The organism is Paenibacillus sp. NPDC055715 (assembly GCF_053617595.1).
This window is the reverse complement of record NZ_JBSHGA010000014.1, coordinates 66,219-81,802: the sequence shown is the minus strand read 5'-3', so window position 1 is coordinate 81,802 and position 15,584 is coordinate 66,219. Positions and strand designations below refer to the sequence as shown.

The window sequence follows — 15,584 nt, the reverse complement described above, 5'->3', positions numbered from 1 at the left end:
TTCCGGTAGTTATCCCAGACTCATGGGCAGGTTGCCTACGTGTTACTCACCCGTCCGCCGCTAGGTTGTTTTAGAAGCAAGCTTCTAAAACAACCTCGCTCGACTTGCATGTATTAGGCACGCCGCCAGCGTTCGTCCTGAGCCAGGATCAAACTCTCCATTAAAGACCAACCGAAGTTGGTATATAGAAAGAGCGATAAGCTCATGTTGAAACTGACGAGATAAAATATCTCTTTTTTGCTCCAGCTCCGTTCAGCCTTGCGGCATGTCCGAAACCTTCGCGATTTACTCACTCGTTGTTCAGTTTTCAAAGATCAAACTTGCATGATGTCTTGCTCTTGTTCTTACTTTGTTTCACCATCGCATCTCAGCGGCGACTTAATTAATATATCATGTTTTCTAAAGCTTTGCAACACTTTTTTTTTCAAGAGAATTTTTTAATATCTTTATTCTGCTTTGTGTTGCTCACTATCTCAGAAAAGACAGCTATAAGAATATATCATATTATTCTTATACTTAGCAACACCTTTTTTAAATTGGTTTCCTATGCCCAAATTCACTTGCTGCTAATCGAAAAAAAACTGTCATTCCGTTTCTGAGGAATAACAGTTTCTCTATTTTATCATTTCACACTTTTGGGTTAATCATAGGCTGATTTCACCTTCATAAAGTTTATCTCTACTTTTAAATTCCCTTTTTGTCAGTCCTTAATCCAGGGATTTTTGCGAGAGTGGGTACTACGAGCAGAAGAATGGGAAACCGCTGCTACCGCCTTGCGAGACTTTCGATTTTTAGCAGTACCATTTTTACCCGAAACCTTGGCTTTGGATGTCTCTTCTTTGACTATACTGCCGGAAGTATCTTTCCCCTTGCCTTTACGCACGTTGCTATATTTATGCTGGGCAGAAGCAGAATTAACTTGGTTTTGGGAACTGATATTCAGATTTTCGCCATTTCCCTGTGTTCCAGGGAATGCTGGTACTGAATCCACGTTCCCCTCCCGGCAGCCGCAGTCAGGCAAAAACATATAAGGGGTGGTATACCCCTCTAATGGATACACAGGTGCATTTTCATGGGCGAACTTATGATGCGGGAGATTCACCGACTGTTGTCCTTGTAACTGGCTATAGTCGGATACATACCCACATGTAGGTAGACCGTGATGAGGTGGTCCCCATTCATGCTCCCACTGACTGCCTTGGACTGCACTCTCAGGATGCTGCGGATAACCTTGATGGATAAATGGAGGATAGATAGGATAAGATGTATTCTCAGCCGCTTCATAGGTTGGATGATACCCCGAGGACGTGCAGTCCGGATAAACAGGATATGGTGTCGGTTGGACATTTATAGGCGCTGTTTGTACAGGTCCCCAACTCCATGGGTGTTCACAGTCATGCTGATATCCCTGGTTAGGGGCTACGGAAGGAGACCACTGCTCTACAAAGGAAGTATTTACTGGAGCATTCTCCCATAGCTGGGCAGCCCCGATGCCCGGGTACCATGAGTTTGGTGCCGTACTTGCTGGTGGGTTGTAATCATGCGTCGGCTGTTGTACTAGCCATTGGGAATTGGTCGCTGGCTCCGAGCTCGTGCAACCGCAAAATTTCTCAGCTACAGGCTTTAGCTCAACATTTACAGGCAACTGCGGCTTGGGCTGAACCGGTTGGTAAGCTACAGGTTGAGGTGGAGCAGGATTTACAGGTGCCGCAGGCACAGGTACCTCGGGTAGCTTTAATTCGGGAAGCTTGGGAGGATTCACGGTTTCATTAGGCTGCGTCCACTGCTCGTTAGGCTTAGACACGTTTTCCATATTCGGCTCAGTTAGTTGCTCTTTTGGTTGAGTGAGTTCTTCTTTTGGTTGAGTGAGTTCTTCTTTTGGTTGAGTGAGTTGTTGTTTGTTTGATGGCTCGGCTGGCGACTCGGACTTTGGTTGCGTCATCTCTTGTTTGACTCCGGTATTTTTTTTGTCTGTAGCAGGATTGGATGATTCCCCTTTGTATTGAGGAATATTGACGGTTTCCCCGACCAGTAGAGCGTTCGGGTTTTTAAGTTGGGAATTGGCATCAATAATTAGCTTGAGCGGGACTCCCCATGCCTTGGACAACTTCCACAACGAATCACCTTGCTTGACTTTGTGCTGATAAACCGTTGACGGCTGTTCTTGCATCGCAACAGGGTCTGCCGGAATTTTGATTTTCTCACCGATACTTAACTGATTCGGGTCAGCCAATTGGGGATTGGCCGCAATCACTTTTTCCAGTGGCACATTATATTTCTGGGCAAGCAAGTACAGTGTGTCGCCTTTCTTGACGATGTGTATTTTCACAGGTCACAAACCTCCTAGACATTCGTTCGGGCAGGATAGGGTAAACGCCCGGCTTCTGTTATTACATCCTATGCACTTCCCGGGCGAATGACCCCATACAAACAAAAAAATCCTCTCAACCGAATTCCCTTGCGGGCATCCAGTCAAAAGGATCCACTATCTTTAGTCCTGCCACACTTTATAGCCATCTTGATCCACGATCTTGCGGAACTCGGCCAATAGCTCCAAAGTCACCGGACCCGCAACGCCGGAACCAATCGTACGACCATCTACTTCATAAGCAGCAATAACTTCTGCTGCAGTTCCCGTAAAGAACACCTCATCAGCGACATACACATCATGCAGCGTAAAAGGCTGCTCCTTGAGCGCATAACCAAGCTCGGCGCACAAGTCGATAATAGCATTACGCGTGATACCCTCAAGCGCTCCCAGATAGCAAGGCGGCGTATACAACACTCCGTTTTTGACGATAAAAATGTTGTCCGCAGAACCTTCCGTCACATATCCTTGGGAATTTAGCATAATAGCCTCGCCCACACCAGCATAGTTAGACTGGATTTTCACCAGGATGTTGTTGAGGTAATTCAACGATTTGATTTTCGGATTCAAAGCATCTGGAATGTTGCGACGCTGAGAGACGGAAATCGTCTTTAGCCCGGTCAGATAAGCTTTCTCGGGATAGATGGCGAGTTGCTCCACGATAATGATAACACTTGCTTTCGGACAGCGAAGAGGATCAAGCCCAAGATTTCCTACACCACGCGATACAACCAGACGAATGTATCCACTACGCATCTCGTTAAGCCGGATCGTTTCTGCCATCGCTTCCAGCATTTCATCAGGAGACAGTGGAATATTTAACTGAATTGATTTTGCAGAATCGTACAGACGGTCCAAGTGCTCTTTGCATTTAAAAATATTACCGTTGTAAATGCGAATGCCTTCAAATATCCCGTCCCCGTACAAAAATCCATGATCATATACCGAAACCTTTGCATTTTCCTTAGTTACATGCTGTCCATCCAGATAAATCCACTGTTCTGCCATTAAGAACCGCACCTCCAAATTATTGTTCTAAAATAGGTCCGATCGCTGCTTCAACATACTTGTAGCTTGGATAGGAACCAAGGATACGCACATGACATCCCAAAGCCCCAATCTCTGCAAATGCTGCAGGAAGCAAGACGGAATCCAGAGATTCCAAAATTTCAATGTAAAAATAGTAGTTCCCCAGTTGCTTTTTGGTCGGGCGCGATTCAATCCGTGACAGATTCAACCTGCGCCACGCAAATGCAGATAATACCTGATGCAACGCCCCCGGAAAATCCTGCGGTGGTGTCACCAAAATACTGGTCCGTTGACCTTCAGGTGTACGCGGGAGGCTGATAGGCTGATGTCCGATCAGGACAAAACGGGTAAAGTTATTATCGTGATCCGTCACCTTGCTGGCCAAAATATCCAATCCGTGCTTGGAAGCCGCAAGCTTGGTTCCCAGAGCAGCCCAGCCTCTGCCCGGGTTATGTTTAACAATTTCGACGGCTTCCGCCGTACTTCCTGCACTCTCCAGCTCAGCCTGAGCAGCCGTAGTCTGTATGAACTTCTTACACTGCGGAAGCGCCACAGGATGAGACATAATTTTGACCACTTTGCTCAAATCCAGCTTGCCCTGGTCATTGGTAAATTCACTGCGATATCCAATGAGGTTTTGAATAGAAGGGTGCACCCATTCCGCCTGCATCTGAATGTCCACTTCATGTACAAGCCAATCCATATGCAGACTTACAGAGCCATCAATTGTATTCTCAATCGGAATTACACTGTAGTCAGCCTTTCCCTTGTCCACAGCCTGAAATACATCTGCTATATACTTATAAAACAGCAATTCATAGGGCGTATCCCCTATCAAATACCGAATCGCTTCATGAGAAACCGTTCCCTCCGGAAGAAGTGCAATTCGTTTCATATCGCAAATTCCCCTTTAATCATGTCCATAAAAGGAATCTCTTTCTCATCCGTATATACTTTAGCGCCTTCGCTCTCTGGGCGCAATTTTAAAACAGATGCAGTGATTCCTTCTTTGCACATCGTTTCGGTTAAATACTGTTCCAGTTCCGATCTCCGGTTTTCCCGGCGATCCGCCAATGCCAACAATGTCGGTCCAGCTCCGCTGAGAGCGACCCCCAAAGCACCATAATGGTGCGCATCCTGCAAAATCTCCGTCATACCCGGCACAAGAGCCGCCCGATAAGGCTGGTGAAGCCGATCCTGCATCGCCTCGGCGATCAAATCTGTTCGGCATGATGCCAATGCTGCTACGAGCATCGAAGCATGGCTCACATTGTATACGGCATCTTTCAAGGATACATGCGCGGGTAGAACCTCTCTTGCCTTGGAGGTAGATAATTGGAAATCTGGAATGACTACCATAACTTCCAGATTTGCATCCGGCTTAAACCGTAAATGCTTCGCATGTTTGCCATCCCACATCGCTGTAATAATGCCGCCAAACAAGGAGGCTCCCACATTGTCAGGATGCTGTTCAATAGCACTTGCCATGTCAAACAGCTTGGAATCAGACAGAGGTGAGCCGATCAACGCATTTGCAGCCACAAGCGCACCCACAATGGCTGAAGCACTACTGCCTAAACCACGGGTAAGTGGAATATCCGAATACATCGAAATATCCAGCTCAGGAACTGATATTCCAGCCTCCCGAAAAACCATTTGTGCTACTTTATAAATCAGATTCGTTTTATCCTGGGGAATACCGTTCATTTTATCCCCATGTAAATGGAAAGCCGTCTGTCCGGATTCTTTCAATTCAACCCACGCATACAAGGACAACGCCATGCCCAGTGTATCAAAACCGGGACCTAAATTGGCGGTACTTGCAGGCACACGCACTCTTGCGGTTTTCAAAATGGTCATACAGACAATTCCCCCCTGCTTTTTTTGAACTATCCCTCTACCCGATACACACTCTTGATGCGGCGAATGACATCCAGAGATTCAAAATGCTCCAGAACCTTTTTCATACTCGCCTTACTGGCCAAATGGGTTACGATAATAATTTCAGCATCTGGATTGACCTCATTTGGCTGCTGCACCACAGATGCCAGACTGACGTCGAATTCAGCAAATACCTGTGTGATCTGCGCCAATACTCCGGCCTTATCATCTACATGCAGAAGTACGAAGTTTTTGAAATACACGTCCTCGTCACTGCTAATTTTTTTAGGGTTATAAGGTACGATGGCCTTAAGCCCATTCACGCCGAGCTTGAGGTTCTTCACTACAGCCACAAGATCGGCCACAACCGATGTAGCTGTCGGCATTTCTCCTGCGCCCGCACCGTAGAACATGGTTTCACCCACGGCTTCACCGTGTACATAAACCGCGTTGAATACCCCGTTTACCGAGGCCAAAGGATGTTGCTTACGTACCATCGTCGGCTGAACATTGATTGTAAATTCATCACCCTGACGCTCCGCAATGCCAAGCAGCTTCATTTCATAGCCCAGTGTTTTGGCAAAAGCGATATCTTCACTGGATACCTTTGAAATACCAGTAACACTTACGTCCCTAAGCTCTACATTCGAACGGAATCCGAGCGTACCGAGGATAGCCATTTTACGGGCAGCATCCAGTCCCTCCACGTCTGAAGTCGGGTCGGATTCCGCGTATCCAAGCACCTGCGCTTCCTTGAGAACTTCCTCGTAAGAAGCTCCCTCCTGACTCATTTTGGTTAAAATGAAATTGGTTGTACCGTTCACAATCCCCATAATGCGAGTAATGCGATCGGAGGAGAAGCCTTCAATCAGCGTACGAATAATTGGAATACCGCCCGCTACACTTGCTTCATAAAAAATATCACACTGCTTTTCCTGCGCCTTCGCCAGTACTTCAGAGCCGTGCAGAGCCATTAAGTCCTTGTTCGCTGTTACGATATGCTTGCCGCGCTCCAGCGCTTCCAGAACGTACTTCTTCGTCTGATCTACACCACCCATGACTTCGATAATAACGTCAATCTCTGGATCACAGATGACCTCCCACGGGTCCTCTGTAAGCTTGGTGGGATTGATTTCAATGGAACGATATTTCTCTATATTTTTTACAGCTATTTTTTCAATAATGATCGGCGAACCGACTTGTCTGCTCAAATCTTCCTGATTTCCTTCCACGATTCGAACGACTCCCGTTCCTACCGTTCCTAATCCTAACAACCCTACTTTGACCGGTTTCATCCATTCCCCTCCTGCTGACTTATATTTAATGAGCTTCATAGCTCTTAACCTTGCCCGATCAGGCGGACTCGCTTAACACCGGAGATGGTTTCCAGGCCCTCCAGCAGAACCCCAAGCTCTTCACTAAGTCTGGACATTTCTACCGAAATGACTACGTTAGCTATGCCTTGCAGCGGGATGCTCTGCTGGATCGTTAGCACATTGCCTTCGCATTCTGCCACCCTGCCAAGCACTCTGGACAGCATGCCGGATTGATGCTCCAAATCAATGGAGATATTGACAATTCGCTCACGCTCCAGCTGGTTGACCAAATGAATGCCATCCTTATATTTATAAAAGGCGCTTCGACTGAGCCCGACTCGCTCCACGGCGTCATGCACGGTTTTAACATCTCCCGAAGCAAGCAGCAACTTGACCTGGATCGTCTTAACGATAGCTTCAGGCAAAATATCTTCCCGTACCAAGTAATAGCGCTCTTTCACGAACGTCCTCTCCTCAAAGACTTATGTTTTTATATAGAGGACATTATATCGAAACTTCTAGCAATCGGCAAGCTAACGGTACAAAAAAAACGGCTACTGCCGTCTATAGGGTTTCCTATAACGTAGTAACCGTTCATACTCCAGACAAGTATTTCATTTTTAATAATAGCTGCTGCCTTCCACGAATTCAAACTCGAAATCGGCAATGCGTACAGGTGTTCCATCAACAGCACCACGCTTGCGCAGCTCAGCATCCACACCCATGTGGCGCAATGTTCTTGCTAACTTTAAAATCGCATCGTGCGAATTCAGCTGCATACGCTTCATCATGCGCTCGATTTTGACACTGTGCACCACGAATGTATCGTTTTCACGTACAATGGTAAAGCCTTCGTCCTCTGCCTTATCCAGCTTAAACACCTTACGTTCATTCACTTCCGCTACTTCCTCAACAACTGGCTCGTCCGGTATTTGATCCAACAGATCAGCAGCCCGATAGAGCAGTTCCTTCACGCCTTGGCGTGTCAACGAGGAAATGGGCATAATTTCGAGATCTGGACGAACAGAAGCGATTTGCTCCTTGAATTGAGCCAGATTTTCTTCCGATTCCGGCATATCCATTTTATTCGCTGCCACAATTTGTGGACGCTCGGCTAATACCGCGTTATATTGCTTTAATTCGTCGTTGATTTTAGTCCAATCTTCAAACGGATCACGACCCTCAGAACCCGCCATATCCACGACATGAATAATGATACGTGTCCGTTCAATGTGCCGCAGGAATTCATGTCCCAGTCCTATGCCTTCATGAGCTCCTTCAATCAACCCAGGCAGATCGGCCATAACGAAGTTACGATGGTCGCCTACATCCACAACACCCAAATTAGGCGTAATCGTTGTAAAATGGTAGGCACCAATCTTCGGTTTTGCGGAAGAAACTACCGACAGCAATGTGGACTTCCCTACGCTAGGGAAACCAACCAGGCCTACGTCGGCCATTACTTTAAGCTCAAGGGTAATATAACGTTCCTGGCCCTCTCCGCCGTTCTCAGCCAGCTCAGGCGCTGGATTGTTTGGTGTGGCAAAACGGATATTTCCGCGTCCTCCACGTCCGCCTTTGGCTACAATGACCTGCTGACCATGACGTGTCATATCTGCCACTACTTCACCCGTATCATCATCCATGATGACTGTTCCCGGAGGTATGCGTACGATCATATGATCCGCATTGGCTCCATGCTGGCTTTTGTTGCGGCCTTTTTCTCCACGTTTAGCTTTAAAATGCCGCTGGTACCGAAAATCCATTAAGGTACGCAAGCCTTCATCAACGCGGAAGATCACGTCTCCACCGTTACCTCCATCACCGCCACCAGGGCCTCCTTCAGGAACGTATTTCTCACGGCGAAACGCAATCAGTCCGTCTCCACCGTCGCCGCCCTTAACAAAAATCTTCGCTTTATCTACAAACATGGTTACACCTTCCTTATATCTGACACTGCATTCGAATTTGAAGCATTTCTCCCGTAGGAAGCTTCTCTGTTCGAATGCGTTCACTTCCGTGTCCGGATCTGACCTGCTTTAACAAATTCAAATCAGCAGGTACGTCACTGCCTTCAAACCGGACGATAACATCATTCTGATCCATACCAAAATAAAGTGTCAATCTGCGCACTTCTCCCCAGGACGACCGGCCCCCGCCATATTGATACGCACGCACCGTTTCTATGACGGCCGAAGCAAGCGACTCGCCGTCTTCGGGAGACATGACAGCGTCCAACTTTAAATGCTCCTCAACCTGAACCATCAACTGTAAATTCCCGGCGCTCACGCGAAAAGATTGCAAATAAAACACCAGCGAGGGAATACCCAGCTTAGATATTTTACTGTCCTCCGCCACGCGCCCTTTTATTGTTTCCACATAAGCTGCCGATCTATCATGCTTATTCATACGAATATAGCCATAAAGCACCTGCAAGTCATTCATCCAGTCATGCCGGTGATGATTGAGAGCCGCGATAGCTGTACGCTCCAAAGAACGCAAAGCAGCTTTCCGCTCAGCTTCAACCTGTCTCTGTATATACCACATGCTAAAACAGGCGGCAATAACAGACCACGCGGCTAATATGATAATCGGTAGTGCTGCAGGATAGAGCAGTGAAAAAACCAAAGGAATCAGAATGGAACCCAACGCCAGATGAGGCGCTCTTATCCGCTGGAACATAGCTTCTCTCCGTTCTGCGATAATTAAAATGGATTAATGAAGAACCTTAATCCAGTATAGCACAGACTGACTTTCCAGTTCATTACCATCATATAAAAAAGCCTCCGACAAAATTGCCGGAGGCTTTTCAGCGTGTCTAAGCCGCTATTAAGCTTCTACAGTAGCTGCTACTGGAGCAACGTTGATCGGGTAGATGCTCACCTTTTTGCGATCACGGCCCCAACGTTCGAACTTCACAACGCCGTCCACTTTCGCGAACAGAGTGTCGTCCTTACCGATGCCCACGTTCGTACCCGGGTGAATTTTCGTTCCGCGTTGACGAACAAGAATGCTACCGCCGGTAACTGCTTGACCGTCAGCACGTTTCACGCCAAGACGTTTCGATTGACTGTCACGTCCGTTTTTCGTGGAACCTACACCTTTTTTCGATGCGAATAATTGAAGATCCAATGTCAATTTCAACATGATGTCTACCTCCTTCTTTGTTTATTTTCTATTTGAATATACTTACCGTATGATTCAGCAATACTTGTCAGCATAATCACCATGGATTCCAACAACAGTTGTACCTGTGCGTTCACATCATGATGAACTTCAGGGGGAAGATACGCGCTCAAAAAGCCGTTTTTCATTTCCGATTCCATATCAACGTTTGTAAGAGCTTCAATCGAATTGACAGTTCCTACAGTTACCGCTGATACGCCAGCACACACGATATCCTCGCCAGATTTGGCATAATTCGCATGACCTTTAATGGAAAATCCTCGTATGCTGCCATCCTCCAGTCGTATAATACGCACGATAATCACTTATCGCACCCTCTTACGCTTGGATTTTTCCAATCGTCACTTTCGTGTACGGTTGACGATGACCTTGCTTCACATGGTAGTTCTTTTTAGGTTTGTATTTGTATACAATGACCTTTTGGCCCTGGCCATGTTTCTCAACTGTAGCTGTTACAGTAGCTCCAGAAAGAAGCGGTGTACCTGTTGTCAAGCCATTGTCGCTAGATACTGCCAGAACACGGTTGAACGTTACAGTTTCACCATCGGTCGCTTCCAACTTCTCGATGAACAATACATCGCCCTCTTGAACTTTGTATTGCTTACCACCTGTTTCAATAATTGCGTACATTTGCTTGCACCTCCTTATGTCTCAGACTCGCCTAATCGCAGGTGACAACTTCCCTAGGGATGCTGTACTTCAGTACCTGATTGGAGCGGTTACAGCATGTGCAGCCAATCTTACGCATGACACATACTAAACGATTGTAGCATAAGCTTCGTCCACATTCAACCTCTAGTTTAAAATGATTTGGAAATGCCGTGCCTTATAAAATCGTCTTTTCCTCGCGCACTTTTTTTCGAGTCATTTCCAGAAGACCTAGCCGTGTCCAGCCAACAACATATGATTTGGTCCGGTCCTTTTTCAGCCTTGCCTCCAGCACAGAGGATACTTCACGGCGATTCTCCTCTTGTTCCATATCAATAAAATCAATGATGATAATGCCCCCGATATCACGTACACGCACTAACCGGGCAATCTCTTCAGCCGCCTCGATGTTAGTCCGGGTCACCGTCTCTTCCAGATTGCTGCCCCCCGTAAATTTCCCTGTGTTCACATCAATGACGGTCAGTGCCTCAGTATGGTCAATGACGATATATCCGCCGCCCTGAAGCCATACTTTCCGCGCAAAATCACGTTCCAATTGCTCATGGATGCCATAGGCTTTAAATATGGTCTCTTTTGCACCACGAAATATGCTCACATGGGCTTTCTCCGGACTGATCTGACGTAGTAATATTTCCGCTTCCTTTGCCTGTTCCTCACTGTCAATAATCAGCTCATCCTGTTCCGGTGTGAACACATCCCGAATCAGACGCTGGACGATGCTCAAATCCCGGTGCAGCTCACATGGAGCTGAGTGTTCAGCAGCTTTACGCTGGATGACTTCCCATTGCTGACGCAACTGGTTCAGGTCATTTTCAATCGCTTCTCTGCTCATTTCCTCTGAAACTGTACGGATGATGACTCCTTCTTCACCTGTTCTAAGCTGCTCTCCCATCGCTTTCAGACGAGCCCGTTCTCCCTCACGCTCGATCTTTTTGGATACAGCCACATAATTGGCGCGAGGCATGTATACAATCCAGCGACCCGGAAGTGAATAATGAGCGGTTACTCTGGCCCCTTTGCTACCCACGGCCTCTTTCAACACCTGTACTACAATTTCCTGCCTCACCTTCAACAGCTCGGAAATGGACGGCTTCACCTCACGTTGCTTGTCCAAATGGGCGTGAAGTACGTCATCCACATATAAAAAGGCATTCTTTCGCTGTCCAATGTCAACAAAGGCGGCTTGCATTCCCGGCAGTACATTGACGACTCTGGCTTTGAAAAAGGAACCAAGAATTCCCCGCTTTCGCGACAATTCAGCTGCATATTCTACCAATCGTCCCTCTTCCAACAGTGCCATTTGGGTCATCTGCTGCTGGCAATGTACAATCATTTGCTTCATGGTTTTTCAACCTCTCTGGATACAGCCTCTTTCCTCAACTCATACAAACTGCTAACTTTTCTATTTAGGTTTGGATTTTCCGCCATCCGGCGGGCGCGCTGCAAAATAAGAGCGAATAAGGCGTTGCTCCGGTAATACCGCTACAATCCGTCCCTGTTCATTCATGACATAAACCATATGGTATCGGTCCCTTTTGAAAAGACGCAAAACAGGCTCCAAATGTTTCATAGGCAAGGATACAATTGGAAAGGCAATACTTCCCTTAGCCACCTCGCGGTAAAAGAGCTCATCCCTTCCCAGCAAAAAACGTATAAACCGATAGGGGATATTCCGATAATCCACAATATTAGAATAAAGCAAAAAAATCCCTACCGCCAGCAGATTTAAATGCACAGGTCCATTTTGCCTTAATAACGGCGAAATACCATAGATACAAAATAGCAGGCTGGTCACGATGCTGGCTCGAAAAGTCCAAACTAGAGTACGGTGATACGGGATGGATAAGCTCATCAGCGCCTGCATTATTTTCCCGCCGTCCAGTGGTAAAATCGGGAGCAGATTGAACAGTGCAATAACGGCATTTCCCTGAATCATATAATTTATATATTCATGCTCCCCCCCGCTCATATTTCTGAGCAATAGAAGGATGACAATCATAATTCCGTTTTGCAGAGGGCCGGCCAGCGCAATGACAATCTCCTTCCACGCGTTGAGCTTTCCCTGATCTTCAATGACGGCCACTCCTCCAAAGGGTAGCATCTGTATAGTCAGCACCCGCGCCCCCAACAACGTGGCTGCTGTCGCATGCCCTAGCTCATGAATGAACACCAGCGTAAACAAAGTCATGATCTCGATAAAATGTCCTGTCAACACAGAGGTTAGCATTACCAGTACGAACAGTGGATGCAGAGACAAAGTCACACCCCGGACATTAATCAAGGGCTACCACTTCCGCCGGATCAATGTACTGATTTCCTCTCTGCACCGAAAAAAACAGAGTCGCCGCCTCACTGCCACTATGGCCTGCTGGTAGCACACCGACCTCGTCCCCCTCCTGGACCCAATCGTTCACCTTTAAGGTAGAGCGGGATAGACGTCCGTACGTTACCGTAATGCCGCCCGTGTGACGAATCGTAATTGTAGTTCCACTTTCCGGGTGATTGGATATGTCTAGCACACGTCCCGCATCTATACTTTTGACAGCGATTGCCCCATTACCAGTAGCATTGGGCGCAATTTCCACTCCTTTGAGGCTCAGCACAAATGGCTGCGTTATATTCCCTTGAATTGGCGGAGAGCCTTTGCGGATTGCGTTCACCTTGTATGTTTCAGGCTCTTCTCCAAAGATCGGTAAAAAGGACGGAGCTCCATCAAAATAAGTTTCATACCATTGTCCGGCGGCTGCAAAATTCATATCCTTATTTAAGGCATCCGCGATAAACATTCTCAAATTGACGGCATAGGGAACATCCCAGCGAAATAATCCCCACACCAATCCAAACAGCACTGTAGCGAACACAGACCTGCGCCAAAAAGAAACCCAAAAAGACGGACGCCGGTTCTCCCCAAAAGATTGCTGCCAGCGTTGTCGTTCATTTTCCCAATCGGTTTCCGGGTCTCTAAGCCGGACAGTACTGACTGCTTGCATCGGCTTCATTTCCCTGTTCCCGTGCCTGTCCTGATACATGCCTGAGGAATATTCTTCCGCTTTGTTTCTCGCGATCAGCTGCTGTATGCGTTCTTCTCTGCGCTGCTTGATTCCGGAGTTTTTATTCATCCTGTTTCAGCCCCCCAGCGAGATATGTTTGGTACATCTTATGAGGACGGGCTTCAACTTATGTTGTCCGGTTAGGGATTACGTATCTGAAAATGAAAAAAACCGGCGCAAGCGCACCGGATGTGATTGAATATATAGCAGCTATGTAGTGAGCCTTATATTAAGAACTAGGAATTATAGAAGTTAAAAAGACAAACCAAAAATACTTAAATAAGTTTACTACTTATTTAAGTATTCGTAATTAAGATGACAGGACTAAGAAGTTTTAAAAAAGCTTTCAATTCTTCGTACGTATCCTTCCTCTACATCCATTCTCTTACTTAAAAACGGTTTAGGAATTTTGCGCAGGCAGTAGCGAAGCGGGTGATTTGAATCTGAAGAAGCGAAGCGTTCGCCTTTGCCATGGGATTCTTACCACTAAATGTTTTACAAATAAAAGAATCCCGTGGCAACAGCGATCGTAAGATCAAATCACACGCGGAGCCGTCTCCCAGCCATAACCCACTGTTTTCTTCATCCACCCATACCAAAAAAATTCCTAAACCGCGTCATCACGCTTTTCTTCTGATCCAGCTGCATGAGTGGCACTGTATCACCCAAAATTCGTCTAGCTATGTTACGGTAGGCAATCGCTGCCTGTGAATCTGGATTCATGACGGTAGGCTCTCCTGTATTGGCTGCCTTGATTACCATTTCATCATCCGGCACAATTCCAATGAGGTCTATGCTAAGCACTTGTAAAATGCCGTCAATATCCAGCATATCCCCGGATTTGACCATGCTGTTACGGATACGGTTAACCACCAGTTTTGGTGAGATCACATGCGAGCTTTCCAGCAATCCGATAACCCGGTCAGCATCACGCACAGCAGCGTTTTCCGGTGTCGTTACGACAATGGCCTGATCCGCTCCCGCAATAGCATTTTTGAAGCCCTGCTCAATACCCGCAGGACAGTCAATCAATATATATTCAAAATCCTTTTTAAGCTCCAAAATAATATCCTTAACCTGCTCCGGCGTAACGGCACTCTTGTCCTTGGTCTGAGCAGCAGGCAGCATGTACAGCTCCTCAAAGCGCTTATCCTTGACCAGAGCCTGATTTAAACGACAACGACCTTCCGCTACATCGACCAGATCATAAATTATCCGGTTTTCCAGACCCATAACAACATCCAGATTACGCAAGCCGATATCCGTATCCACCAAGCACACCTTTTTGCCGAGCAGTGCCAGCGCTGTTCCTATATTGGCTGACGTCGTCGTTTTGCCGACGCCGCCTTTTCCTGAAGTGACGACGATAGCCTCTCCCATGTGCTACACCCCTTTGAACACGTTAAAATCGCGGCCCAGACGCACAATATTACTCATTTTATCTATTTGCATGGCGCCGTCCTTGAGATACGCAAATTCCATTCCGGATTCGCGCGTCTCCCATTCATCGGGCGGACGACTGATCATTTCGGAAATTCGCAGCTGTGTTGGTGCAAAATAGGAGGCGGCGATAATTGCCTCGCCATTTCCCTCCATCCCCGCATGCGCCATACCCCGCAGGGCACCGAGGACGTAGATATCACCAGTACACGTTATTATTCCACCGGGGTTCACATCTCCCAAAAAGAGCAAATTCCCGCTATGATGAAGCACCTGGCCTGAACGGATAATCCCTGTCACGGTGTGAATGGGAACTTTTCCCTGCACTTCCGAAGGCAATCCGGGCGATTCGACGGACCGTATGAGCAGATTCCCCTTCTGTCTCAAAATCTCCAGAATGCTTTCCTTCTGTTCCTCCGTCACTTCCCGGCTTCCCAGCTTAATGTCTACATGAATAATCGGGCCGGTTAAAATATTTTGATGACTGTGCTCTAGCTTGAAACGCAGCTCACCCAGCAAATCCTCAAACTCGCATTGATCGTCCAGAAGGAATACCAGGCCGTCTTTGATGCCTTTTATCGTGACATGATTCGATCTCACCGCCATTAGCCTGTCCCTCCTATCTCAATCATTTCGTCCCCGGAA

General features: G+C 47.0%; 16 protein-coding genes, 1 rRNA gene and 1 other annotated feature. All 17 genes read right to left on the bottom strand.

The window, feature by feature from the left end; genetic code table 11:
* Positions 1-164, bottom strand: a 16S ribosomal RNA gene (locus tag ACWGOO_RS19185); the annotation flags it as partial.
* A 536-nt stretch (positions 165-700) separates the two neighbouring features.
* A complete protein-coding gene (locus ACWGOO_RS19180) occupies positions 701-2,329 on the bottom strand; it encodes a LysM peptidoglycan-binding domain-containing protein (RefSeq protein ID WP_452486019.1) in 1,629 nt (542 codons plus the stop codon).
* A 162-nt stretch (positions 2,330-2,491) separates the two neighbouring features.
* A complete protein-coding gene (gene ilvE, locus ACWGOO_RS19175) occupies positions 2,492-3,376 on the bottom strand; it encodes a branched-chain-amino-acid transaminase (protein ID WP_452486017.1) in 885 nt (294 codons plus the stop codon).
* Positions 3,377-3,395: 19 nt separating this feature from the next.
* Entirely contained in the window at positions 3,396-4,292 is an 897-nt protein-coding gene (gene pheA, locus ACWGOO_RS19170) for a prephenate dehydratase (protein ID WP_452486016.1), read from the bottom strand.
* Entirely contained in the window at positions 4,289-5,257 is a 969-nt protein-coding gene (gene thrB, locus ACWGOO_RS19165) for a homoserine kinase (RefSeq protein ID WP_452486014.1), read from the bottom strand. The genes pheA and thrB overlap by 4 nt, the downstream gene beginning before the upstream one ends.
* Positions 5,258-5,286: 29 nt before the next feature.
* Positions 5,287-6,573, bottom strand: a complete 1,287-nt coding sequence (locus ACWGOO_RS19160; protein ID WP_452486012.1) for a homoserine dehydrogenase — start codon at positions 6,571-6,573, stop codon at positions 5,287-5,289.
* Positions 6,574-6,617: 44 nt separating this feature from the next.
* Positions 6,618-7,055: an ACT domain-containing protein gene (locus ACWGOO_RS19155; RefSeq protein ID WP_452486010.1), complete on the bottom strand. Its 438-nt coding sequence runs from the start codon at positions 7,053-7,055 to the stop codon at positions 6,618-6,620.
* Positions 7,056-7,214: 159 nt separating this feature from the next.
* Positions 7,215-8,525 (bottom strand): GTPase ObgE, encoded by a 1,311-nt coding sequence (gene obgE / locus ACWGOO_RS19150; RefSeq protein ID WP_452486008.1) that lies wholly within the window; start codon positions 8,523-8,525, stop codon positions 7,215-7,217.
* Positions 8,526-8,538: 13 nt separating this feature from the next.
* Positions 8,539-9,276: a Spo0B domain-containing protein gene (locus tag ACWGOO_RS19145; RefSeq protein WP_452486006.1), complete on the bottom strand. Its 738-nt coding sequence runs from the start codon at positions 9,274-9,276 to the stop codon at positions 8,539-8,541.
* A 147-nt stretch (positions 9,277-9,423) separates the two neighbouring features.
* The gene (rpmA, locus tag ACWGOO_RS19140; protein ID WP_452486004.1) at positions 9,424-9,741 is read right to left on the bottom strand and encodes a 50S ribosomal protein L27; all 318 of its coding nucleotides are present in this window, start codon (positions 9,739-9,741) and stop codon (positions 9,424-9,426) included.
* A gap of 5 nt (positions 9,742-9,746) precedes the next feature.
* A complete protein-coding gene (locus ACWGOO_RS19135; protein WP_452486002.1) occupies positions 9,747-10,085 on the bottom strand; it encodes a ribosomal-processing cysteine protease Prp in 339 nt (112 codons plus the stop codon).
* Positions 10,086-10,098: 13 nt separating this feature from the next.
* A complete protein-coding gene (gene rplU / locus ACWGOO_RS19130) occupies positions 10,099-10,410 on the bottom strand; it encodes a 50S ribosomal protein L21 (RefSeq protein WP_014277583.1) in 312 nt (103 codons plus the stop codon).
* A gap of 13 nt (positions 10,411-10,423) precedes the next feature.
* Positions 10,424-10,511 (bottom strand) — a sequence feature (ribosomal protein L21 leader region).
* Between the two features lie 95 nt (positions 10,512-10,606).
* Positions 10,607-11,791, bottom strand: coding sequence for an Rne/Rng family ribonuclease (locus ACWGOO_RS19125; RefSeq protein ID WP_452486000.1), 1,185 nt, complete (start codon positions 11,789-11,791; stop codon positions 10,607-10,609).
* 60 nt (positions 11,792-11,851) lie between these two features.
* Positions 11,852-12,676, bottom strand: coding sequence for a M50 family metallopeptidase (locus tag ACWGOO_RS19120; RefSeq protein WP_452486026.1), 825 nt, complete (start codon positions 12,674-12,676; stop codon positions 11,852-11,854).
* Between the two features lie 46 nt (positions 12,677-12,722).
* On the bottom strand, positions 12,723-13,568 hold the full coding sequence (locus ACWGOO_RS19115; RefSeq protein ID WP_452485998.1) for a peptidoglycan DD-metalloendopeptidase family protein: 846 nt from the start codon (positions 13,566-13,568) through the stop codon (positions 12,723-12,725).
* A gap of 513 nt (positions 13,569-14,081) precedes the next feature.
* Positions 14,082-14,879, bottom strand: coding sequence for a septum site-determining protein MinD (minD, locus tag ACWGOO_RS19110; RefSeq protein WP_452485996.1), 798 nt, complete (start codon positions 14,877-14,879; stop codon positions 14,082-14,084).
* Between the two features lie 3 nt (positions 14,880-14,882).
* The gene (minC, locus tag ACWGOO_RS19105; protein ID WP_452485994.1) at positions 14,883-15,545 is read right to left on the bottom strand and encodes a septum site-determining protein MinC; all 663 of its coding nucleotides are present in this window, start codon (positions 15,543-15,545) and stop codon (positions 14,883-14,885) included.
* Between the last annotated feature and the right edge of the window lie 39 nt (positions 15,546-15,584).

Bases quoted from the DNA above. Each gene is read 5' to 3' on its own strand.
- ilvE (WP_452486017.1), bottom strand. From the start codon at position 3,376: ATGGCAGAACAGTGGATTTATCTGGATGGACAGCATGTAACTAAGGAA.
- pheA (WP_452486016.1), bottom strand. From the start codon at position 4,292: ATGAAACGAATTGCACTTCTTCCGGAGGGAACGGTTTCTCATGAAGCG.
- thrB (WP_452486014.1), bottom strand. From the start codon at position 5,257: ATGACCATTTTGAAAACCGCAAGAGTGCGTGTGCCTGCAAGTACCGCC.
- ACWGOO_RS19160 (WP_452486012.1), bottom strand. From the start codon at position 6,573: ATGAAACCGGTCAAAGTAGGGTTGTTAGGATTAGGAACGGTAGGAACG.
- obgE (WP_452486008.1), bottom strand. From the start codon at position 8,525: ATGTTTGTAGATAAAGCGAAGATTTTTGTTAAGGGCGGCGACGGTGGA.
- ACWGOO_RS19145 (WP_452486006.1), bottom strand. From the start codon at position 9,276: ATGTTCCAGCGGATAAGAGCGCCTCATCTGGCGTTGGGTTCCATTCTG.
- rpmA (WP_452486004.1), bottom strand. From the start codon at position 9,741: ATGTTGAAATTGACATTGGATCTTCAATTATTCGCATCGAAAAAAGGT.
- rplU (WP_014277583.1), bottom strand. From the start codon at position 10,410: ATGTACGCAATTATTGAAACAGGTGGTAAGCAATACAAAGTTCAAGAG.
- ACWGOO_RS19125 (WP_452486000.1), bottom strand. From the start codon at position 11,791: ATGAAGCAAATGATTGTACATTGCCAGCAGCAGATGACCCAAATGGCA.
- ACWGOO_RS19120 (WP_452486026.1), bottom strand. From the start codon at position 12,676: ATGCTAACCTCTGTGTTGACAGGACATTTTATCGAGATCATGACTTTG.
- ACWGOO_RS19115 (WP_452485998.1), bottom strand. From the start codon at position 13,568: ATGAATAAAAACTCCGGAATCAAGCAGCGCAGAGAAGAACGCATACAG.
- minD (WP_452485996.1), bottom strand. From the start codon at position 14,879: ATGGGAGAGGCTATCGTCGTCACTTCAGGAAAAGGCGGCGTCGGCAAA.
- minC (WP_452485994.1), bottom strand. From the start codon at position 15,545: ATGGCGGTGAGATCGAATCATGTCACGATAAAAGGCATCAAAGACGGC.